Annotated in this window: 18 protein-coding genes, 14 tRNA genes, 1 rRNA gene and 1 pseudogene; 25 read left to right on the top strand and 9 right to left on the bottom strand. The window is 39.4% G+C overall.

Translation table 11 applies throughout. The annotated features are described in order from the left end of the window. Positions 1-12 precede the first annotated feature (12 nt). The 21 genes and pseudogenes from rrf (at position 13) to ACGHCK_RS01100 (ending at position 8,569) form a co-directional block, all read left to right on the top strand. Positions 13-127: ribosomal RNA gene (gene rrf, locus ACGHCK_RS01200) — 5S ribosomal RNA — on the top strand. A 4-nt stretch (positions 128-131) separates the two neighbouring features. Next, a tRNA-Val gene (locus ACGHCK_RS01195) sits at positions 132-204 on the top strand. A gap of 2 nt (positions 205-206) precedes the next feature. Next, a tRNA-Asp gene (locus tag ACGHCK_RS01190) sits at positions 207-279 on the top strand. 34 nt (positions 280-313) lie between these two features. Further along, positions 314-386: transfer RNA gene (locus ACGHCK_RS01185), tRNA-Lys, on the top strand. 46 nt (positions 387-432) lie between these two features. Further along, positions 433-514 (top strand) — tRNA-Leu (locus tag ACGHCK_RS01180). A 12-nt stretch (positions 515-526) separates the two neighbouring features. After that, positions 527-599 (top strand) — tRNA-Thr (locus tag ACGHCK_RS01175). Positions 600-746: 147 nt separating this feature from the next. Next, positions 747-818: transfer RNA gene (locus tag ACGHCK_RS01170), tRNA-Gly, on the top strand. An 18-nt stretch (positions 819-836) separates the two neighbouring features. Continuing rightward, a tRNA-Arg gene (locus tag ACGHCK_RS01165) sits at positions 837-910 on the top strand. Between the two features lie 43 nt (positions 911-953). After that, positions 954-1,027: transfer RNA gene (locus tag ACGHCK_RS01160), tRNA-Pro, on the top strand. A 26-nt stretch (positions 1,028-1,053) separates the two neighbouring features. Beyond that, positions 1,054-1,127: transfer RNA gene (locus ACGHCK_RS01155), tRNA-Met, on the top strand. A 15-nt stretch (positions 1,128-1,142) separates the two neighbouring features. Continuing rightward, positions 1,143-1,216, top strand: a tRNA-Ile gene (locus ACGHCK_RS01150). Between the two features lie 85 nt (positions 1,217-1,301). Beyond that, positions 1,302-1,374 (top strand) — tRNA-Phe (locus ACGHCK_RS01145). Positions 1,375-1,377: 3 nt separating this feature from the next. Then, positions 1,378-1,448 (top strand) — tRNA-Gly (locus tag ACGHCK_RS01140). A 41-nt stretch (positions 1,449-1,489) separates the two neighbouring features. Beyond that, positions 1,490-1,563, top strand: a tRNA-Ile gene (locus tag ACGHCK_RS01135). A 38-nt stretch (positions 1,564-1,601) separates the two neighbouring features. Next, positions 1,602-1,689 (top strand) — tRNA-Ser (locus tag ACGHCK_RS01130). Between the two features lie 71 nt (positions 1,690-1,760). Beyond that, positions 1,761-3,647 (top strand): DNA primase, encoded by a 1,887-nt coding sequence (dnaG, locus tag ACGHCK_RS01125; protein ID WP_202231421.1) that lies wholly within the window; start codon positions 1,761-1,763, stop codon positions 3,645-3,647. Between the two features lie 21 nt (positions 3,648-3,668). Further along, positions 3,669-3,836 (top strand): annotated as a pseudogene (locus ACGHCK_RS01120) (translation initiation factor IF-2 N-terminal domain-containing protein); the annotation flags it as partial. Positions 3,837-3,839: 3 nt separating this feature from the next. Then, positions 3,840-5,063, top strand: coding sequence for an RNA polymerase sigma factor RpoD (gene rpoD / locus ACGHCK_RS01115; RefSeq protein ID WP_394304440.1), 1,224 nt, complete (start codon positions 3,840-3,842; stop codon positions 5,061-5,063). 262 nt (positions 5,064-5,325) lie between these two features. Next, positions 5,326-7,572, top strand: coding sequence for an ATP-dependent Clp protease ATP-binding subunit (locus tag ACGHCK_RS01110; RefSeq protein ID WP_271328280.1), 2,247 nt, complete (start codon positions 5,326-5,328; stop codon positions 7,570-7,572). A 179-nt stretch (positions 7,573-7,751) separates the two neighbouring features. Further along, positions 7,752-8,312 carry a hypothetical protein gene (locus ACGHCK_RS01105; protein ID WP_251421313.1) on the top strand — a complete coding sequence of 187 codons (561 nt, stop codon included), beginning with the start codon at positions 7,752-7,754 and terminating at the stop codon, positions 8,310-8,312. A 2-nt stretch (positions 8,313-8,314) separates the two neighbouring features. Continuing rightward, complete coding sequence (locus tag ACGHCK_RS01100; RefSeq protein WP_271328279.1) at positions 8,315-8,569, top strand: hypothetical protein; 255 nt, start codon at positions 8,315-8,317, stop codon at positions 8,567-8,569. 33 nt (positions 8,570-8,602) lie between these two features. On the opposite strand, the gene def is transcribed toward ACGHCK_RS01100, so the two are convergent. Further along, positions 8,603-9,229 (bottom strand): peptide deformylase, encoded by a 627-nt coding sequence (gene def, locus ACGHCK_RS01095; RefSeq protein ID WP_271328278.1) that lies wholly within the window; start codon positions 9,227-9,229, stop codon positions 8,603-8,605. Between the two features lie 104 nt (positions 9,230-9,333). Between def and ACGHCK_RS01090 the strand changes: the two genes are divergently transcribed. Both ACGHCK_RS01090 and uvrB read left to right on the top strand, forming a co-directional pair. Further along, positions 9,334-9,789 (top strand): RNA pyrophosphohydrolase, encoded by a 456-nt coding sequence (locus tag ACGHCK_RS01090; protein WP_251421308.1) that lies wholly within the window; start codon positions 9,334-9,336, stop codon positions 9,787-9,789. After that, positions 9,786-11,774, top strand: a complete 1,989-nt coding sequence (gene uvrB, locus ACGHCK_RS01085) for an excinuclease ABC subunit UvrB (protein ID WP_202231415.1) — start codon at positions 9,786-9,788, stop codon at positions 11,772-11,774. Before ACGHCK_RS01090 ends, uvrB begins: the two co-directional genes overlap by 4 nt. 28 nt (positions 11,775-11,802) lie before the next feature. On the opposite strand, the gene fabZ is transcribed toward uvrB, so the two are convergent. Together fabZ and ACGHCK_RS01075 are read right to left on the bottom strand one after the other, a co-directional pair. Then, complete coding sequence (fabZ, locus tag ACGHCK_RS01080) at positions 11,803-12,261, bottom strand: 3-hydroxyacyl-ACP dehydratase FabZ (RefSeq protein ID WP_202231414.1); 459 nt, start codon at positions 12,259-12,261, stop codon at positions 11,803-11,805. 292 nt (positions 12,262-12,553) lie between these two features. Continuing rightward, positions 12,554-13,255 carry an N-acetylmannosamine-6-phosphate 2-epimerase gene (locus tag ACGHCK_RS01075; RefSeq protein WP_251421306.1) on the bottom strand — a complete coding sequence of 234 codons (702 nt, stop codon included), beginning with the start codon at positions 13,253-13,255 and terminating at the stop codon, positions 12,554-12,556. Between the two features lie 198 nt (positions 13,256-13,453). Here ACGHCK_RS01075 and fabI point away from each other — a divergent pair, with 198 nt between their 5' ends. Then, positions 13,454-14,206 carry an enoyl-ACP reductase FabI gene (gene fabI / locus ACGHCK_RS01070; protein WP_202231474.1) on the top strand — a complete coding sequence of 251 codons (753 nt, stop codon included), beginning with the start codon at positions 13,454-13,456 and terminating at the stop codon, positions 14,204-14,206. Positions 14,207-14,461: 255 nt separating this feature from the next. On the opposite strand, the gene yidC is transcribed toward fabI, so the two are convergent. The 5 genes from yidC to ACGHCK_RS01045 all read right to left on the bottom strand — a co-directional run bounded on the left by yidC (position 14,462) and on the right by ACGHCK_RS01045 (position 19,328). Next, the gene (gene yidC, locus ACGHCK_RS01065; protein WP_251421304.1) at positions 14,462-15,415 is read right to left on the bottom strand and encodes a membrane protein insertase YidC; all 954 of its coding nucleotides are present in this window, start codon (positions 15,413-15,415) and stop codon (positions 14,462-14,464) included. A gap of 217 nt (positions 15,416-15,632) precedes the next feature. Further along, on the bottom strand, positions 15,633-17,345 hold the full coding sequence (locus ACGHCK_RS01060) for a phospho-sugar mutase (RefSeq protein ID WP_251421302.1): 1,713 nt from the start codon (positions 17,343-17,345) through the stop codon (positions 15,633-15,635). Positions 17,346-17,500: 155 nt separating this feature from the next. Further along, positions 17,501-18,082, bottom strand: a complete 582-nt coding sequence (locus ACGHCK_RS01055) for an ECF transporter S component (RefSeq protein WP_271328277.1) — start codon at positions 18,080-18,082, stop codon at positions 17,501-17,503. Positions 18,083-18,085: 3 nt separating this feature from the next. Then, positions 18,086-18,637, bottom strand: a complete 552-nt coding sequence (gene coaC, locus ACGHCK_RS01050) for a phosphopantothenoylcysteine decarboxylase (RefSeq protein WP_251421298.1) — start codon at positions 18,635-18,637, stop codon at positions 18,086-18,088. Continuing rightward, positions 18,630-19,328, bottom strand: a complete 699-nt coding sequence (locus ACGHCK_RS01045; protein WP_251421295.1) for a phosphopantothenate--cysteine ligase — start codon at positions 19,326-19,328, stop codon at positions 18,630-18,632. The genes coaC and ACGHCK_RS01045 overlap by 8 nt, the downstream gene beginning before the upstream one ends. Positions 19,329-19,469: 141 nt before the next feature. Between ACGHCK_RS01045 and ACGHCK_RS01040 the strand changes: the two genes are divergently transcribed. Then, the gene (locus ACGHCK_RS01040) at positions 19,470-20,759 is read left to right on the top strand and encodes an L-cysteine desulfidase family protein (protein ID WP_271328276.1); all 1,290 of its coding nucleotides are present in this window, start codon (positions 19,470-19,472) and stop codon (positions 20,757-20,759) included. A 113-nt stretch (positions 20,760-20,872) separates the two neighbouring features. Here ACGHCK_RS01040 and ACGHCK_RS01035 read toward each other — a convergent pair whose 3' ends face one another. Further along, the gene (locus ACGHCK_RS01035) at positions 20,873-21,052 is read right to left on the bottom strand and encodes a 2-hydroxymuconate tautomerase (RefSeq protein ID WP_251421291.1); all 180 of its coding nucleotides are present in this window, start codon (positions 21,050-21,052) and stop codon (positions 20,873-20,875) included. Positions 21,053-21,403 lie beyond the last annotated feature (351 nt).

The following is a 21,403-nucleotide window of genomic DNA, read 5'->3' as shown; positions in this document are numbered from 1 at the left end:
TTCAGACCATGATTTGGTATTGATTGCATAGGAGATACACCTGTTCCCATGTCGAACACAGAAGTTAAGTCCTATTACGCCGGATGTAGTTGGGGAGAACCCCTGCGAGATAGGGTAAATGCCAAGTGATTGGGAGTTTAGCTCAGCTGGGAGAGCATCTGCCTTACAAGCAGAGGGTCAGCGGTTCGATCCCGTTAACTCCCATAGGTTCCGTAGTGTAGCGGTTATCACGTCGCCCTGTCACGGCGAAGATCGCGGGTTCGATTCCCGTCGGAACCGTTTCGAGTAGAGATACTTGAAAGGAAGAAGAGAAGACTCGTTAGCTCAGTTGGTAGAGCATTTGACTTTTAATCAAAGGGTCGCTGGTTCGAGCCCAGCACGGGTCATACTTTAGCCTAAGGTTGAAGTAGAGAGCGTTGTAGAACTTGTCAAGCGGATGTGGTGAAATTGGCAGACACGCTAGATTTAGGTTCTAGTGCTTTAGGGCGTGGGGGTTCAAGTCCCTTCATCCGCATTTCTTTTAATAGCCGACTTAGCTCAGTTGGTAGAGCATCTGATTTGTAATCAGAGGGTCGCGTGTTCGAATCATGTAGTCGGCATTGAATTATCTGCGTCGCAAGTTTGCTTGTGTAAGCCAGATAATTCAATGTAAGTAATCTTGTGATTGCGCAAGCAATCTGAACGCAGGGATAGGCAAAGCCTGACAAGGTTATTTACATTAGCACTGACAAGGTGCAAAGCAATCCGCGAACGTAGTTCAGGGGTAGAACACAACCTTGCCATGGTTGGGGTCGCGAGTTCGAATCTCGTCGTTCGCTTTAAAAATTGAATATTATGCACCCGTGGCTCAACTGGATAGAGTACCTGACTACGAATCAGGCGGTTGCAGGTTCGAATCCTGCCGGGTGCATTGGTTTCTGAAAAAGAAACCATGGTGATAATAAACTTTATCTCGGGAAGTAGCTCAGCTTGGTAGAGTACTTGGTTTGGGACCAAGGTGTCGCAGGTTCGAATCCTGTCTTCCCGATTGGTAGATATTTCTATCTTGATTTTGGCGGTGTAGCTCAGCTGGCTAGAGCGTTCGGTTCATACCCGAGAGGTCGGGGGTTCGATCCCCTTCGCCGCTATTATGTTTTACAGCTGGATCTTTAGCTCAGTTGGTTAGAGCTCTCGGCTCATAACCGAGCGGTCGTTGGTTCGAATCCAACAAGATCCATTTTTGGAGAAATTCCCGAGTCCGGCTAAAGGAAGCGGTCTTATACACATATGTGAGTTTGTATCTCGCATTTTACCTTTGTTTCGGCTCGGTAGCTCAGTTGGTAGAGCAATGGATTGAAGCTCCATGTGTCGGCGGTTCGATTCCGTCTCGCGCCATTTGCGGGTGTAGTTTAGTGGTAAAACCTCAGCCTTCCAAGCTGATGTTGTGAGTTCGATTCTCATCACCCGCTTAGTTTTTTCTAGACATTTGGGAAAAATTATTTTATAATTTGGGAGCATAGCTCAGTTGGTTAGAGCACTGTGTTGATAACGCAGGGGTCCGAGGTTCAAATCCTCGTGTTCCCATGGATGTTTATAATATCTATATATTGTGAATAACTGGTGGGGAGTTACTCAAGAGGCTGAAGAGGACGGTTTGCTAAATCGTTAGGTCGGGAAACCGGCGCGAGGGTTCGAATCCCTTACTCCCCTTCTGTATAACGACTATTGTTGAATAGTCGTTTTTTATGCTTTATATAGAAAGTTGAAAGAGAGGAGGTTCTATGTCTTTTCTTACCAAGGAAGAACTAACGGAACTAAAAAATCAGGTAAATATTGCTGATTTGATTTCGCAATACGTATCTCTCGTCAAGTCTGGGAAAAACTATTTAGGACTTTGTCCTTTTCATGGAGAAAAAACACCAAGTTTTAATGTTAATGCAGAAAAGGGATTTTATCATTGTTTTGGTTGTGGTAAGTCAGGTGATGCGATTGACTTTATAAAAGATTACAAACAGGTTGGTTTCATTGATGCAGTGAAAGATGTTGCTGATTTTGCAGGGATTACACTAAACATTGAAAACAATGCTGTGGAAGAAAAGGATAATCCTAATGCGCTTCTCTATGACATAAATAATCAAGCTGCTCGACTTTATCATATTGTTCTTACTTCTACTGAGATAGGTGAACAGGCTCGGCTCTATTTGGAGAAGAGGGGCATTACTTCAGAGATAATTAAGCAGTTTAATATTGGTTTGGCACCAGATGAGAATGATTTTATTTTCGAAAATCTAGCTGGAAAATTTGATGAAACAGTTCAAGTAAATTCAGGTCTTTTCAATTTTTCTAGTCATAAAGTTTTTGATGCCTTTCAAAACAGGATTATGTTTCCTTTGAAAAATGAGTATGGGCATGTGGTCGGTTTCTCTGGGAGAAAGTGGCAAGAAGGTGACACAAGCAAGGCAAAGTACATTAATACAAGTGCAACAAGTATTTTTGACAAGTCATATGAGCTTTATAATCTCGATAAGGCTAAGCCTACTATTTCAAAGACACGTGAAGTTTATTTGATGGAAGGTTTTATGGATGTTATTGCAGCACATAAGGCTGGAATATTTAATGTCGTGGCAACCATGGGAACGGCTTTGACTGATAAACATGTTAAACGTTTGAGGAAAATAGCTAAAAATTACGTGCTCATATATGATGGTGACAATGCAGGACAAAATGCGATATATAAAGCGATTGACCTGATAGGTGAGAATAAAACACAGATTGTACGTGTTCCAGAGGGCTTAGATCCCGATGACTACAGTAAAAAATATTCATCAGAAGCATTGGCCAATCTTATGGAAAACGGTAGAGTACAACCTACAGAGTTCTTGATTGACTATCTCAAGCCTGAGAACCTTTCGAATTTACAAAATCAGCTGGATTTTATTGAGCAAATGGCTCCAGTAATTGCAAGGGTTCCATCGATTACGGCGCAAGATGCCTTTATAAGAAAATTAGTTGAGATTTTACCTGATTTCGAGTATAATCAAGTAGAGCAATCTGTCAATTTAAAGCGTGAAAACGTCCTTAAATCAAGGGCAGAAACTGGAAATTTTGAAGAGAGTTTTGAAAACTTTGATGAGGAACAATTTTCGAATTATCCGGATCCTGGATTTATATCAGGGGAGCATGAATACTATGAAAGTTTTCCTCTTCATCAGCAAGAAGTAATTGCTCCTGCCCACCCGCAGCTTCCCCATCTATCGAGAAGTGAACGAGCTGAAGAGCAGCTTTTGAATCGAATGATTTATCATCAGAATGTTCTTCAGAAGTTTGCGGACGATGAAACTTTTCGGTTTGTCCACCAACGTTATCAAAATCTTTTTGAAAAAATCATACTTGAAGCTATGAGTTTTGACGAAATTGATCCTTCTCACTTTGGCACGTCATTAGATGCGGAGGAGAAAAATTTATTTTATCAAATTTTAAGTTTAGATTTACCAGATGAGACAAGCAGTCAAGAGCTGGAAGATTTGGTAGTTGTTTTTGCTAAGGAAATGGAACAAATAAAGTTCAGTGAACTACAAAAACAATTAGAGAATGCCCAAAAATTGGGAAACAAAGAACGTGAGCTAGAGCTCACAATCCAAATTATTAATCAGAAGAAAAAAATATGAGCCAGCTGCTTATATTGTTCATTGAGGAGGATTAAATTGGCAAGTAATACTAAGAAAAGAATCAGTCAAATTGCAAAAGAAACTGGAATTACTAATAAAGCTTTAATTGCAAAAGCACAAGAACTTGGTATGGGAGTTAAATCTCACTCAAGTTCTATTTTCGAGGCTGAAGAAGAAAAACTCCTTAAAGCAATGGACTTCAAGCCAATTATTGTCGAAAAAGTTGATGTTTCTGAGTTGCGAAAAAAAGATTCTAAACAGGTTACTTCTGTTAAAGAAAAAGCAGATAAGAAGGCTATTCAAGACACTGATACATTTGACAGCAAAGCATTTGATAAGGCAGTGTCAGATTATATCACAAAGCGTAAACCACTGGAAGAAGCTCTAGATGATGAAATTACGGATGAGTTAGTTGTTAAGTTTGGCTTGGAAGCAGAAGCTATTGAAGATTTACTTCAACAAATCCAAGATGCAGGAATTTCAATTGTTGATAAGGAAGGAAATCCAAGTCCCCTGGCTTTGCAAGCTGAAGAGGAAGAAAAGCTAGATGATAATGCGATGGATGAAATCGTGACAAATGTCCGTATTGATGATCCAGTTCGTATGTACCTTAAAGAAATCGGACGTTATCCTTTGATTTCGCTTGAAGAAGAAACAAAACTTGCAGAAGCTATCGTTGCGGGTGGAGATGAAGCAGAGTTCGCTAAACAAATGCTTGCAGAGGCCAACTTGCGTTTGGTTGTTTCGATTGCGAAACGTTATTCTGGACGTGGTATGCAATTCTTGGATCTGATCCAAGAAGGAAATATGGGTCTAATGAAGGCTGTGGACAAATTTGACCATACTAAAGGTTTCAAATTCTCAACTTATGCGACATGGTGGATTCGTCAAGCTATTACACGTGCCATTGCTGATCAGGCGCGTACGATTCGTATACCTGTCCACATGGTTGAAACCATCAACAAGTTAATCCGTGTGCAGCGTAATCTTTTACAAGAGCTGGGACGCGATCCATTACCAGAGGAAATCGGTAAAGAATTACACATGACCCCTGATAAGGTTCGTGAAGTCTTGAAGATTGCGCAAGAGCCTGTATCATTGGAAACACCTATCGGTGAAGAAGACGATTCACACCTAGGAGATTTCATTGAAGACGATGTGATTGAAAGTCCAGTGGATTATACGAACCGCATCTTGCTTCGCGAACAACTTGATGAGATTATGGATACCTTGACGGATCGTGAAGAAAACGTATTGCGTATGCGTTTTGGACTCGATGATGGACGTATGCACACACTTGAAGATGTTGGCAAACAATTTAAAGTGACACGTGAACGCATCCGTCAAATTGAAGCGAAAGCAATTAAAAAATTACGTCACCCACGTCGCAGCAAACCATTGCGTGACTTTATGTAGTTCTACAGAAACACTCTCGGAAAGAAACCGAGGGTGTTTTAACTCACGATATATGGCATCTTTATTTGGAGACTTCAGCCATTTCAAAAGTTAAAACAATTACTTTTAATCGGACAAAACATTTGATAAATTTTCTAGAAGTGATATAATAAAAATACTAAAGGTCAAAAAAGGTCAGACTAAAAGGTGAGAAGTCAGACATGATTCTTAAATTAATGAAAAGCAAAGAAATAGAAAAGATATTATCACAAAGGAGAAAGATATGCTCTGCCAAAACTGTAAGATAAATGAAGCAACCATTCACCTTTACACCAATGTGAATGGGCAGCGTAAGCAAGTTGATTTATGTCAAAACTGTTATCAGATTATGAAATCAGGTGGTCAGGAAAGCCTATTTGCTGGGGCTACGAATATTTCTAATAATGATGATCCTTTCAATCCATTTCCAGATATTTTTCAAGCGCTACATGGTAATGATCAAGGACGTTCAATGACGCCACCTACTCAGACAGGTCGGCGTGGTCCTGGTGGCCCGCAAAATCCTCGTGGAGGGCAAGCGCCTAAAGGACTTTTAGAGGAATTTGGTGTTAATATTACTGATGCTGCACGTCGTGGGGAAATCGATCCAGTTATCGGCCGCGACTCAGAAATCACACGTGTTATTGAAATTTTGAATCGCCGGACAAAAAATAACCCGGTACTCATTGGTGAACCAGGTGTTGGTAAAACCGCAGTTGTTGAAGGACTTGCTCAGAAAATTGTTGATGGTGATGTGCCACAAAAATTGCAAAATAAAGAAGTTATCCGTCTTGACGTTGTAAGTTTGGTTCAAGGGACAGGTGTGCGTGGACAATTTGAAGAACGTATGCAAAAATTGATGGATGAGATCCGTAAACGTGATGATGTCATTCTCTTTATCGATGAAATTCATGAAATTGTTGGTGCAGGATCTGCAGGAGAAGGAAATATGGATGCTGGAAATATCCTTAAACCTGCTCTAGCACGCGGTGAGCTTCAACTTGTTGGTGCAACTACACTGAATGAATACAGAATTATAGAAAAAGATGCAGCGCTTGAACGTCGTATGCAGCCTGTCAGGGTTGATGAGCCATCTGTAGATGAAACGATCACCATTTTGCGTGGTATTCAAAAACGTTATGAAGATTATCACCATGTGAAATATTCAGATGAGGCTATCTTAGCTGCTGTAAATCTGTCCAATCGTTATATTCAAGACCGTTTCTTACCAGATAAAGCGATTGATTTGCTTGATGAGGCGGGATCTAAAAAGAACCTCACACTCAAATTTGTAGACGCAGAAGATATAAAGAAACGTATTGAGCAAGCAGAAGTACAGAAAAAAGAAGCGATGAAACGCGAAGATTTTGAAAAAGCTGCACATTTTCGGGATCAAATCGCAAAATTACGCGAATTGCAAAATCATGAGGTTTCGGATACAGAAATGCCCAATATCACAGAAAAAGATATTGAAGCAATCGTTGAAGAGAAAACACATATTCCAGTTGGTGATTTGAAAGAAAAAGAACAAACACAGCTGATTAATTTAGCAGAGGATTTAAAAGCTCATGTTATTGGTCAAGATGAAGCTATTGATAAAATCTCTAAAGCCGTTCGCCGCTCACGTGTTGGACTCGGCAAACCCAATCGTCCGATTGGTTCGTTCCTCTTTGTTGGACCGACTGGTGTAGGTAAGACCGAGCTTGCCAAACAACTGGCTTATGAACTATTTGGATCAACGGACAGTATGATTCGCTTTGACATGTCGGAATACATGGAAAAACATAGTGTGGCTAAGTTGATTGGTGCTCCTCCAGGATATGTAGGTTATGAAGAAGCAGGGCAGTTAACGGAACGCGTACGTCGTAACCCATACAGCTTAATCTTATTGGATGAGATTGAGAAAGCTCACCCGGATGTGATGCATATGTTCCTGCAAATTCTCGATGACGGGCGTTTGACAGATGCGCAAGGACGTACAGTTTCCTTCAAAGATGCCATCATCATTATGACATCAAATGCTGGGACAGGTAAGGTCGAAGCAAGCGTTGGTTTTGGCGCTGCGCGTGAAGGGCGTACGAATTCGGTACTTGGAGAATTAGGTAATTTCTTTAGTCCAGAATTCATGAACCGTTTTGATGCCATCATCGAATTCTCGGCATTGAGCAAGGAAAATCTGCTTAAGATTGTGGATTTGATGTTGGATGAAGTCAATGCTCAAATCGCCCAAAATGACATCCATCTAGATGTCACACAAGCCGTTAAAGAAAAGCTTGTTGACCTGGGCTACGATCCGAAAATGGGAGCACGTCCATTGCGTCGTACCATCCAAGATAATATCGAGGATGCCATTGCTGATTTTTACATTGAGCATCCTGAGTATAAAGAATTACTTGCAGACTTGGTTGATGATAAGATTGTTATTGTGAATAAGCCTGAAGAAGTAAGGAAAGAAGAGACTGAGACTTTAGAAGAGCCGGATGAAGAATAATTACTTCAGTAAATTTCTGGAAAGATAAAGAAATAAAGGTTTTTCAACCTTTATTTCTTTTTTTGTGTGTGAATATTATGTTTGTTTTTCGTATTAATACTTATGGAAAGGAATTTATCATAATGAAATGAATTGTTCAGAAAGGCGGAATATGTTAAATAAGAATTAAAAAAATAGTATTGGTATTTACACTTATCTTACTGCTATTTTCAGGCGTTTCTCCCATTTTTTCTATAAAGGTTGGAGCAGGAAGTTACGCAGCTGTAGAGGAAAATAATGAAGCCCTATTTCTAGGTTATGAAACAGAAAAGCTGAAAGAATTTCATCAACAGGTCAATGAAGTAATGATTACAAATCAAGAAGGCAACCAGGAAACAGCAACGATTTCAGATGTAGATTTAGTACGAATATTGGAAAAGTCAGGTTATGCGGTTTCACCTGAGATTAAAAGGATAATGTTTCAGAGAGGGGCTGGAGTGACCAAAATAGTATGGTATGGCAATCGTAGAAATGGAAATTATAATCTTTATCTTTCAAGGAGTATGTTGCAAGCTATAAAATATGCACAGTCAGGTATAAATGTCCTCTCGACAGCTATGTCTGCTTTTTCTGGTAATTTATTTATGTTTACACGTGGTACGATAAGAGCGACTGTAAATATGATTAGGACAAATGCGATTATTCATGGAAAAGTTTTTTATTCCCGTGCATGGATTCCTAGAGGCTCTGGGAGTCGGTAACCATGCTCTGGAGAATTTTAAACGAAGAAGATATAGCTCGGAAATATGACCAAGAAACGTCTTCAAAATACACAGCCTTTAATCAAGTCAATAATTATTTTATTGGAGCAATTAGTGGATTTGTGATAATAATCGCTCTCCCCCCATATATTTTCCTTTTTTACCCCGTTTACCTCATAATAACAATTATCCTTAATGTTCAGGACTATAGGATAAGGAAAAGACAGCTTGAAAAATTGTTAAACAAAAAAGAATAAGCATTTATGGCTTATTCTTTTTGCTTGGGTAAATTATTGAATAATCAAGAGTCCATCTTTAACAGCCCAAGGTTCTTTTTCATTGATGTGATCGTAGAACATGATACCGTTTGTATGATCAATTTCATGTTGTACGCACATTGAAGGGAAGCCTTTCAGACGTATTTTATGTTTTTCATTGTTTTTATCGTAGTACTCTACTGTTACACGCGCGTGGCGGATAACTAAACCAGGTACTTCACGATCCACAGAAAGACAGCCTTCGCCAGACTCAATAGCTGCATCTTGAACAGAGTGACTGACTATCTTAGCATTATACATGATTTCGGACATTTTATAAGCTTCTTTTGGGGCTACTTCATTGCCATTTTCATCAATCTCAAGATCATTAGGGATAAGAACAGCAATGATTTTTTTAGCAATATCAAGTTGATTAGCCGCAAGTCCAACACCAGGGCGGAGCTGCATTTTTTCAGCCATTACTGGATTTTGCGAATTACGGAGAAATTCCATCATTTTTTCGCCTAGAAGGATATCTTCATCAGACAAGGGTAAGCTCACTTCATCAGCAACAGTGCGGAGGGTTTCATTTCCTTCACGAACGATATCATCCATATTAATCAGATGACTTGCTTTGATCAAATTTTCTTGTACAGACATATTTTTACTTCCTTGATCTATTATTACTATCAGTTAATTATAGCATAAATTTTCAGTCAAAAATGTTAAAATTGATTAAAGAGAAGGTTTATAAGGGAGCAGAAATGAAAACTTATAGAAAAAATACAGCAGCAATCATCCTGAATGCAGAAAATGAAATTTTACTCTTCCAACGTGCCGATTTACCCCAAGTTTGGGGCTTTCCACAAGGGGGAATCGAGAAGGGGGAAAGTGCAGAGCAGGCCATAGTGAGAGAGCTTGAGGAAGAAATTGGAACACATGCGTTTGACATTGTCGGAAAATATCCAGAATATTTACGTTATGATTTTCCGGAGGGGATGACTTTTCCTGACTGGAGCTATGATGGACAAGAACAGCAGTATTTTCTTATTCGACTTCATCCAGAAGCTTTGATTAACGTAAAGACAGAACACCCCGAATTTATCAGCTATAAGCCGGTGTGCTTTGCTGCTATTGATTTTAATGTATTTAGTTTCAAAGCAGATGTATATCGAAAGGTACTCACTTATTTTAAGAAAGAATTTAAGGAAATAAAATGATAGAACGTATAACAGATAATAAATTTGACCTGATCAGTAAATATGAACCAGCCGGGGACCAAGGGGAAGCCATTGAGGCACTTGTAGAAAATATTGAAAATGGTGAAAAGGCACAAATTTTGCGAGGAGCCACTGGTACAGGAAAGACCTACACCATGAGTCAAGTTATTGCGCGTACAAATAAGCCAACATTAGTCATAGCCCATAACAAAACTTTGGCGGGACAGCTTTACAGTGAATTTAAAGAATTTTTCCCTAACAATGCTGTTGAATATTTTGTCAGTTACTATGATTATTACCAGCCAGAAGCTTATGTGCCTTCTTCAGATACTTATATCGAAAAAGACAGTTCAGTAAACGATGAGATTGATAAACTTCGTCACAGTGCAACAAGTTCGCTTCTAGAGCGCAATGATGTTATTGTTGTTGCTTCGGTATCCTGTATTTATGGTTTAGGATCACCTAAGGAATATCGAGACAGCGTTGTGAGTTTGCGTCCCGGGCTTGAAATTTCTCGGGACAAACTGTTGAATGATTTGGTAGGTATTCAGTTTGAGCGCAATGATATTGACTTTCAACGTGGTCGTTTTCGTGTGCGTGGTGATGTCGTGGAAGTTTTCCCAGCCTCCCGAGATGAACATGCCTTTCGTGTGGAATTTTTTGGAGACGAAATTGATCGTATTCGCGAAATTGAAGCTTTGACAGGGCAGGTTTTAGGAGAAGTAGATCATCTCGCAATATTCCCAGCAACTCACTTCATGACCAATGATGAGCGTATGGAGGAGTCTATTGCCAAGATTGAAGCAGAGCTTCAACAGCAATTAAAAGTCTTCCGCAGTGAAGGGAAACTCCTAGAAGCTCAGCGTTTGGAGCAGAGAACCAACTATGATATTGAAATGCTGCGTGAGATGGGCTATTGTAATGGTGTCGAAAACTATTCCCGTCATATGGACGGCCGTACAGAAGGAGAGCCACCTTTCACTTTACTTGATTTCTTCCCCGATGATTTTATGATTATGATTGACGAAAGTCACATGACGATGGGACAGATTAAAGGGATGTACAATGGTGACCGGGCACGTAAAGACATGTTGGTCAACTATGGCTTCCGCTTGCCTTCAGCCTTGGATAACCGTCCGCTTCGTCGGGAAGAGTTTGAAAGTCATGTACACCAGATTGTCTATGTTTCTGCCACACCTGGTGACTATGAAATGGAACAAACAGAGACGATTGTCGAGCAAATTATTCGTCCTACAGGTCTCCTTGACCCTATCGTGGAAGTTCGGCCAATGATGGGGCAAATTGATGATCTCTTAGGGGAAATCAATGCGCGTGTTGAAAAAGATGAACGTGTCTTTGTAACCACCTTGACGAAAAAGATGGCCGAAGATTTAACTTCCTATTTCAAAGAAATGGGTGTAAAAGTCAAGTACATGCACAGTGATATCAAAACTTTGGAGCGAACAGAAATTATTCGTGACTTGAGATTGGGTGTTTTTGATGTCTTAGTCGGTATTAATCTTTTACGTGAAGGAATTGACGTTCCAGAAGTTTCTCTGGTTGCTATTTTGGATGCGGATAAAGAAGGTTTCTTGCGTAATGAACGTGGCTTGATTCAAACCATCGGACGGGCCGCCCGCAACGCTAATGGCCGTGTCATCATGTATGGGGATAATATTACTCAGTCCATGCAGCGTGCCATGGATGAAACGAGCCGTCGTCGTGAAATTCAAATGGCATACAATGAGAAACACGGTATTGTGCCGCAAACCATTAAGAAAGAAATCCGTGACTTGATCTCAATTACGAAACGTACAGAAAGTGGAGAAGTTGAAGAAGTTTCGGCTGAAGCAATGACGAAAAAAGAGCGTAAAGCATTACTTAAAAAGCTGGAGAAAGAAATGGCCGAAGCTGCTGGTGCGCTTGACTTTGAGTCAGCCGCTCAGTTACGTGACATGATTTTGGAAATCAAGGCTTTAGATTAAAACAAAAAAGAGCAGCTGCTCTTTTTTATTATTTTTCTTGCTCAGCGGCTTCGTCCACGATGAAGGTAAACTCACAGGTTGTTACTTTCTTGCCATCAACATAAGCAGCAGCGTCGGCTTTACCGACTTTTCCACGGAATTTAGTAATTTCAAATTCGAGTTTCATGACATCACCAGGGACAACTTTTTGACGGAATTTGGCTTTGTCAATCCCGCCAATATAGGCCATTTTACCTTGAAATTCCTCTTTTTTAAGAATCAAGATAGAACCGGCTTGGGCTAAACTTTCCAAAATCAAAACACCAGGGAAAGTTGGATTACCTGGAAAATGTCCATTGAAAACTTCTTCGTTAATTGTCACATTTTTTGTCGCTAGAATCTTGTTTTCTGAAATTTCGTCAACATAATCGATAAACATAATAGGATAGCGATTGGGAATAACTTCCATAACCTCTGTCGCTGTCATAGCATACTTTGAATCTGTCATATTTAGTACCTCATATTTTATTTGCACCCTCTTATTATATCACTATTTTTATTGTTTTATATATAAAAACATTAGGAGGTGATATTGTCAAGTATTTTCTATTGTTGCAAGTGATTTTAAATAGCTTATAGAATGAATCATATGTAAAAAAGAGCTAAAATAGCTCTAGTTTTAATCAATATATTCAGTTACAGTAATATTTCTCTCTATCCTAACATTACGATACGCCGCATCTATCCTGTTCTAAGATAAGTAATGGATGGTGTTAAAGAATAAACAGGAGGAAATTAAATTATTTTTTTGCTGATTTTATGGCAGATACAAAACGTTCCGCAATTTCTTGAGGGCGCGTGATAGCTCCGCCGACAACTTGTGCTAAGACGCCCATTTCCTGAATTTCTTTAGCCTGTTCAGGATTATGAATACCACCTTCAGCGATAACAGGAAGTCCTTCGTGGAGCAAAGATGAAATGAGTTCAATGTCGGGTTTAGGCCGATTTTTAGTAGCTTCTGTGTAGCCAGACAGCGTTGTGCCTATAAAGTCACAGCCAGCTTCATAAGCTGCTTTTCCAGCTTCAAGAGTATCAATGTCAGCCATAAGAAGTTGATTAGGGTATTTTTTCTTTACTTGTTTAACGAATTCTTGCATGCTTAAACCATCATGACGCTCTCTTAATGTGCAGTCTAAAGCAATCACTGCAATATTAAGCTCAGCCAGCTCATCAACTTCGCGCATTGTGGCTGTAATATAAGGCTTCTGTGGTGGATAATCGCGTTTTATCAAGCCAATGATAGGAACATCCACAACTTCTCTTATTTCCTCAATATCTTGTACTGAATTTGCACGAATACCTACAGCACCAGCATTTTGAACACCAAGGGCAATCAAGGGCATGATACCACCATCTACACGATAAAGAGGCTCACCAGGTAAAGCTTGGCAAGAAACGATGAGACCACCATGTACTTTATTTATAAATTCTTGCTTATTCATATATCCTCACTTTCATTATGAGTTTATTGTATCACCAATTTTATGATAATTAAAATATTTTTTAATGAGTAAGAAAGAAACTTGACAATTGGATATTTTTGCTTTACAATGTTTTATGTAGTAAGTATTTTTATACATTAAACTATTTGCTTATATTTTCTGAAATATATTTTTTTATTTTTAAGGGGACTTATTTATATGTTTTTAGAAGGAAAAAAAATTGTCGTTATGGGTGTAGCAAACAACAAGTCTATTGCTTGGGGCTGTGCTAAAGCTATGAAAGATCAAGGGGCAACGTTGATCTACACTTATCAAAATGAACGTATGGAAAAGCAGCTTACAAAGCTTGCTGAACCAGAAGATTTACTTATCGAGTGTGATGTTGCATCTGACGAATCCATTCATCAGGCATTTTTAACGATTGAAAGTCGTGTTGGTAAAATAGATGGTTTGGTGCATGCCATCGCTTACTCTAAAAAAGAAGAACTTGATGGTAATGTATCGGATATTTCACGTGACGGCTATGCGCTTGCACAAGATATCTCTGCTTACTCATTGCTTGCTGTAGCAAAAGCAGCAAAACCTTTACTCAATGAAGGGTCTGGTATTGTTACTTTAAGCTACATGGGTTCTGTTCGGGCTATTCCTAACTACAATGTTATGGGAATTGCTAAGGCAGCATTGGAATCAGCAGTGCGTTACTTGGCGGCAGAAATGGCACATGTTGGCGTACATGTCAATGCTATATCAGCTGGAGCTATCAAGACACTTGCAGTTTCAGGGGTTGCTGGCTATAAAGACTTGATTAAAGAGTCAAATAGTCGTACAGCTGATGGCAAAGGTGTTACTATTGAGGAGGTGGGGCAGACAGCCGCCTTCCTTGTCAGTCCATTGGCCACAGGAGTTATTGGTGATATTATTTATGTAGACAAGGGTGTACATTTGACTTAAAGCAATCAAAAAAGTCCAGTAGAGTTTATTACGCTACTGGACTTTTTCGATTTCTCTTCTTCTGAGGTGGTTCCTCATGAAAGCTAAACTCTAGTTAGAATTTGTGTTTTTCGCTGAGGAACTAAAGGAGGCTTACACAACTTGGTAACTGATTTCATCATATCTCGAACTCAGATGTCCAAATTTTTAACACTCTATGTCCTTTATTTTCAATAGCAAAAGGAGCTAACATAAGCTGCTCCTCTTTTTATACTTTTATTTACGTTTTTGCTTACCGCTATTACGTCCTTTATTATTTTTCTTATGTGGCGCATCCAAGTTTTTCAAGCCTTGCTGTGTGGCAGATTTAGGTGTCACATCTTTTGGAAGGTCTGCCATTTTTGGTGGGTTATGTTTGAATTCCTCTTCAATTTTTTGGCGCATACGTGGCTTCATAATATAAGTAATGATAATTTGCTGAATAACCATAACGATACCACCGACAGCCCAGTAAAGGGCTACACCTGCAGGAGACATAAAACTGAAAATGATAATCATTACAGGACTCATAATGAGCATTGTCAAGCCAGTTTTCTTTTGTTCGGGTGTCATGCTCTTTGTGGAAATCCAAGTTTGGAGGAAGTAGAAGATACCCGCAATGAGCGTGATAACAATACTTGGACTACCTAAGTTGATACCAAAGAAAGTTGCTGTAGAAATACCCGGAGTATATGCTGCTGCATTGTAAAGGGCAATGAAGAAGGGCCACTGGATAAGTAATGGTAAACAGCCCATTGAAGCTAACATGTTGATACCATTATCTTTTTGAGCTTTCATGAGTGCCTGCTGTGCAGCCATACGCTCTTCTGGAGTTGTAGCAGCTTTGAGGCGAGCATTTAAAGGCTCAAAAACAGGAGCTAAATAGGCAGTTTTTTCTTGCATATAAGTTGATTTGTAGGCTTGATTAAGACCTAGAGGGAGGATGAGGAAACGGATAATCAAGGTTACCAAGACAATCCCCCAGCCATAACCAAGGTTCATGTTATTTGCAAATAAGTCGACAAAGGAGGACATTGGCTTAACAAGAATTTGATAAGTTAAACCTTGTGTCGCAGCTTCAGTAGGAACACGCACACCATCAACGATATGGGTTTGGACGCAGCCAGAGAGCAAGAGCAAACCAGCGCTTGTTATTCCTAATAAGGACAATTTTTTTTTCAAATTTTTCAAAATAAATTCGCTTTCTATACTTTCTATAAATAAACAGTCTGTTACTATTCTACAGGAAATTATTTTATTTTTCAATAGGTCTATAGTCTTAAATCAGCTATTTTATCACATTAAAAAGACTTTCTATTTCCTTGAAATAGGTAAAAATAGATAGCTTTTTATGAAGGGCAAAAACAGACAAAAAGCTATCTGTTAAAGACAGCTTCTTGTTTGAATTTTAGGAAATAAATGTTGTGATTTCTTTTTCAAAATGTTCAATCTTGCTTTGCGCTTGTTCCTCTGTATCTGCCACAGCTGCCATATAGAATTTTATCTTTGGCTCTGTACCTGAAGGACGAACAGCAATCCAACTGCCATCTTCTAAATGATATTTTAAAACATCAGAAGGAGGAGTTGTTAATTTTTCAACTTTGCCACTGTGTGATGTTGCAGTAAGTTCCTTGAAGTCTTCAGTCAAAAGAATTTCAAGACCGTCAAATTTTTCTGGTGCATTGTCACGGAATTTACCCATGATTTCAGCGATTTGTTCTTTCCCAGTGCTTCCTTCAAGCGTAACTGAAAGTGTTTTTTCAACAAAGTAGCCATATTCAGCGTAGATATCTTGAATACCATCATATAGAGTTTTGCCTAAAGAACGGTAATAAGCCGCAACTTCGCAGATGAGGAGCATCGCTTGAATAGCATCTTTATCACGGACGAAAGGCTTGATGAGATAGCCAAAGCTTTCCTCAAAACCAAACATGTAAGTGTGTTCACCTGTAGTTTCCCAAGCATGAATTTTCTCGCCAATGAATTTGAAACCAGTGAGTACATTGAACATTTCGACATTGTAGCTTTCAGCAATGTGGCTGACTAACTCAGTAGAAACGATAGATTTAGCCATTGCCGCATTAGCAGGTAATGTGCCAGCTGTTTTGTGTGCTTCAAGGATATATTTGGCCAAGACAGCTCCGATTTGGTTTCCTGTCAAAGGTTGATAACTTCCATCAGGTAAGCGGACTTCCACACCGATACGGTCGGCATCAGGGTCAGTGGCAACTAACATGTCAGCTCCAACTTTACGGCCAAGTTCTTCCGACATTGCAAAGGCTGCTTGACTTTCAGGATTTGGTGATTTTACAGTTGAAAAGTCTGGATCGGGAATAGCTTGTTCTTCAACGACGGCAATTTTTTCAAATCCAGCTGTGGCAAGAGCACGACGTCCGAGCATTTCGCCTGTTCCGTGAAGTGGTGTGTAAACGATATTAAGATCACGACCGTATTTCTTAATTAATTCATGATTGATGGTTACGGTTTCAATGTTTTTAAGATATTTTGCATCAATATCTTCACCAATAATGGTAATCATGCCCTCCGCAATATATTTTTCAGTATCACCTAAAGTGATAGAGAAAATGTCGTCAATTTGGCGAATATATTCGGTCAAGGCTGCAGCATCTTCAGGCGGCATTTGTCCACCGTCTTCGCCATAAACTTTGTAGCCGTTGTAAGGCGCAGGATTATGGCTTGCCGTAATCATAACACCTGTAAGAGTCTTCAGCTCACGAATTGTAAAGCTCAATGCAGGAGTAGGACGGAGACTGTCATAAACATAGCTTGGGATACCATGGTCTGCCAGAATTGTTGCAGTTTCCATAGCGAACTCTTTAGAAAAGTGACGGCTATCATAAGCAATAGCTACACCACGTTTTTTCGCATCGCCTTTGCTGTCCATCAGACGTGCAAGCCCTTCAGTTGTCAAACGTACTGTGTAAATATTCATACGATTTGTACCTGCACCTAAAAGGCCACGTTGGCCGGCTGTACCGAACTCAAGATAGGTATAGAAAGCATCTTCCTTTGTTTTTTCGTCCATTGCAAGAAGTTCTTCATGCAAGTCGGGCGTTAAGTCAGCGTTTAACCATTGTTCGTAAATTTCTTTGTATGACATCCTTATCCTCCAAAGCCTGTTTTTTAGGCTTCAATCAGTTATTGTTTGTTTTAAATCCTCATCTAAAAATGAATTCGGTTTCAGATGTATTATATCATTTTTCATTTCTATTTTCCAAAAAATAAAAAACAGCCAGAGAGCGGCTGTGTGATATTTTAACGAGATTTTTCTAATGAGGGAACAATGGCTGCGGTTAAAATTACAGCTATGATTACCTCAGCAATGGAATTGCCCGTAACGATAAGTTGAATGAGATTAGTAAAAGTCATACCTGTGTATTGCCCAAAAAACAGGGTAATAAAGCTTAACACAAGGACGGTATTTGTGGCTGTGCCGACAAAAGCGGCTATGGCTGCACCAGTGCGTGTTTTCATAGCTTTATAGATAAAATAAGGAAAAACGCCAATCAGAACTCGCGGAACAAGAGCAACCACTAAAGCCCAAAGTGAGCCGTGATTTGTACCAGGAATAGGTTGCAGTGGGCTAAATACGTAACTCAAAGGCGTGGTAAGGATTGTTGAGTTAATGACACTAATAATCCCCATCACAAGTCCTAAGAAAGCTCCTTTACGTGCACCTAAGACAATAGAACCAATGATGACAGGAATATGCAAGAGTGTAGGCACAATGGGAAGGGGCCACATGCTATAGACGATTTGGCTCAAGACTTGCACGACAACCATGATAGCGATAAAAATCGCAAGAATGGCAATATCTGATGCTTTTGATTTTTTCATGTTTTAAATTTCCTTAATTTTAGTCGCTTGATCTAGCGTATCAACGATGGTATCAATATCAGCTAAGGCACCTTGGCCAAAGTCTCCACAAGCCAGGAGAGATTGTTTAGGTTGTATAACATTGTATCCTATTGATTTTAAAATATCAATATTTTTCATGGTTAAAGGATTGGCATACATATTGGTATTCATGGCAGGAGCGATATATTTGCTTTTGCTTGGATGAAGCGCAAGTGCTACGGAAGTCACAATATCAGAAGCAGCACCGTGAGAAAGGCGACTTATGGTGTCAGCAGTGGCAGGCGCAACAACAAAAATATCAGTGTGTTTTGCGATATCGATATGGTTGACAACATCTGGATGTTCTTCATCCATAATATCAGTGTGCACTTTATTTTTAGATAAGACTTGTAAAGTTAAGGGTGTAATGAATTGAGTGGCTGCTTTTGTCATCAAAACAGTAATGTTGTGGTTCTTTTTGTTGAGCATTGAGACGATATCGGCAGCTTTGTATGCTGCAATGCTACCTGTTACGGCAAGGGTTATATTAGCCATGATGTGCCTCCTCAGATTTTTTTACAATTGTTTGAGCGATTTGTGATTTGGTTGTAAGTCGAGTAATATCTGCAGAATCACTAACTAAGAATGCCAGATGATTTTCTCCCTGGATATTAGCCAAATCATTTGCAAGGATAAAATCAGCAGAAGTTTCTTTGCGTTTGCTTTGGGCAACTTCGAGCAGGTGTTCTTCACTAACACCAGAAAGGAGTTTAAAGCCAAAAAGAAGAACCTCAGGCTTCCACTTTTTAATAAATGAAATGACTTTTGGTGTTTTTTCTAAGAGCATCACTTGATACTCAGAATTTGATGATATTTTTTTCTGTGCTGCAGGGCGGAAATGAAGGAGTTGTTCTTTTGTAAGCGGCTGTGGTAAGTCGTCTATCCCAGCCATATAAACAGGACGATAATCAGAAACAGCCATACTGTGTACAACAACATCTACTAATGGAAGGTACTTTTCAACATTATCTAGTAAATCTTGTGTGTCGCCAATTGGAATAACAGTTAAATTTTCTTGTTCTGAGGGCAGCTGTGCAAAACGTCCAGCTAATAAAATAACATGATGTCCATGTTCTAAAAATTCTTCAGCAGTGAATTTTCCTAAACTACCTGTAGCGAAATTAGTGATACCACGAACGGTATCAATGGGCTCAGTGGTACCACCCGCTGTAATTAAAATCTTCATGGATTTATTTTAACCTAAGTTTTTTGGCAATGCAAGAAGCTTGTACCCATAGAGGTATGACGGTAAAGAAAACGCTTGCAATAAAAGGGTAGAAGTCTTATAATTTAAAGTGAAAAAGTCAGAAAATGAAAAGAGGGAAAAATGCTTACAGAAGAGATTAAAACAAGTTTTTTAGAGGTTTTAGAAGAAGGTGTAAAGCCTGCGACAGGTTGTACTGAGCCAGTTGCCGTTGCTTATGCTGCTGCTATTTGCAGTAAATATTTAGGAAGCTCAAAGATTGCCAGTATAAATATCCGCGTTTCCGCTAATGTGATGAAAAATGCTTTGGCTGTCATTGTACCCGGAACGGGAGAAGCTGGAGTAAAAGTAGCAGCAGCTGCAGGTGCAATAGGTGGTGATGCAGAAGCTGGCTTGAAAGTCATTTCCAACCTGAAGGAAAATGTTTTAAGAGAAATTTTGGAACTCGCGAAATCAGACAATGTAAGTGCAGAAGTAGTTCCTGTGGAAGATAAGCTCTATGTTGAAGTGACTATCATGTCCAGAGAGGACACTGTGACAGTAAAAATTGCTGGTGGCCATACCCATGTTTATTGGATTCAAAAAAATGAAGAAGTGATTTTTGAAAAGGAAAAGCCCTTATCTGATGAGGAGTCAAAGCATACGAACTTCCTAAAAAGCTGCCGCTTCACAGAAATCTGGGAATTTGCAACATGTCAAGACTTAGAAAGCATTTGCTCACTAAAAAGGGCTAAGGACTTAAATATGGCTTTAGTGAAGGAAGGGCTAGAGCATGACTATGGTATGAAGATTGGGAAAACATTGCTCGGGGAAATACAGCTGCAGATCCTCTCTTTAGAGGAAAAGATAGTTGTTTGCACGGCTGCTGCATCAGATGCCCGCATGGGAGGAGCTCAACGGCCTGCGATGACAAATTCTGGTTCAGGTAACCAAGGAATCACAGCGACAGTTCTAGTCTGCGTATTTGCACAGCACAGAGAAATAAGTGATGAAAAACTTATTAGAGCTCTGACTCTTTCTCATTTAACAGCTCTTTATATTCATGCTTTCTTACCCCTCTTATCTGCCTATTGTGCCACAGATTCTGCGGCTATGGGAGCTGCAGCAGCCTTGATTTATCTTGAGTCAGAGGATGAAATAAAGGCTGAGATGGCAATTAAAAATATGATTGGTGATGCAGTGGGGATGATTTGTGATGGCGCAGGATTTTCTTGTGCCATAAAAGTAGTTAGCTCGGTCTCTTCGATGTATCGCGCGGTACGTCTGGCTCAAGCTGGAATAGTTATACCAGCAACAAACGGTATAGTTTCTGAAAATGTAGATGATTGTATTCGTGATTTAGGACGCTATGTTTCAAAGGGAATGCAAACTTCAGACCCAGTCATATTGGATATTATGATGAATAAAAATTAACTTGAAGGTGAGATTAAGGCAGAAATCCCAGAAAAAAAACGTTCAATGCAGCATGTCATAATGTTGCGTTGAACGTTTTTTCTGTTTCAAGCTGATTTTTTCTTGAAATGCTTTTATTGTTTTGGCGCACCGTGCGGATAAAAGTTTTCCTTAGCCATATCATCATAAATGACATAGATTGTCTCACGAGGAGCACCAGTGTGCTTCATAACGACTTCCGTAATCTCTTTGGCTAAAGCTGCCTTGACTTCAGCACTGCGTCCTTCAACTAATTCGACATGTACAAATGGCATGTTGCCACCTCCTTTTGAATATTCATATACTTATATTCTATCATTTTTTCTAGATAATAAGCGTATTTTAAGTGGAGATAAAAATGAAAGAGTTATAAACATACCTGAGAGAGGAAATGCTATGAGGAAAAGAAGCTCAACCTTAGACTGTGGTTTGTTTTTGTAAGTTTTTCAGACACTGGTTGCAGAAGCTGAGAACGTGGAAAAGCGAAAGACTTCCTCGCTTTTCTCATCAAACACTCATTTCATTTGACCTTTTTTTTTTTTATACTATAGACTCAGAAAGTAAATGTAACATTAGAAATGAAGTTGTAATGAAAATACAAAACCATATGTTACGTCAAAGGAGGA

This window comes from Lactococcus muris, from assembly GCF_042849115.1.
Classification (GTDB): Bacteria; Bacillota; Bacilli; order Lactobacillales; family Streptococcaceae; genus Lactococcus; species Lactococcus muris.
Note: the sequence above shows the minus strand (reverse complement) of the source record. Positions and strands in the feature narration are given on the sequence as shown.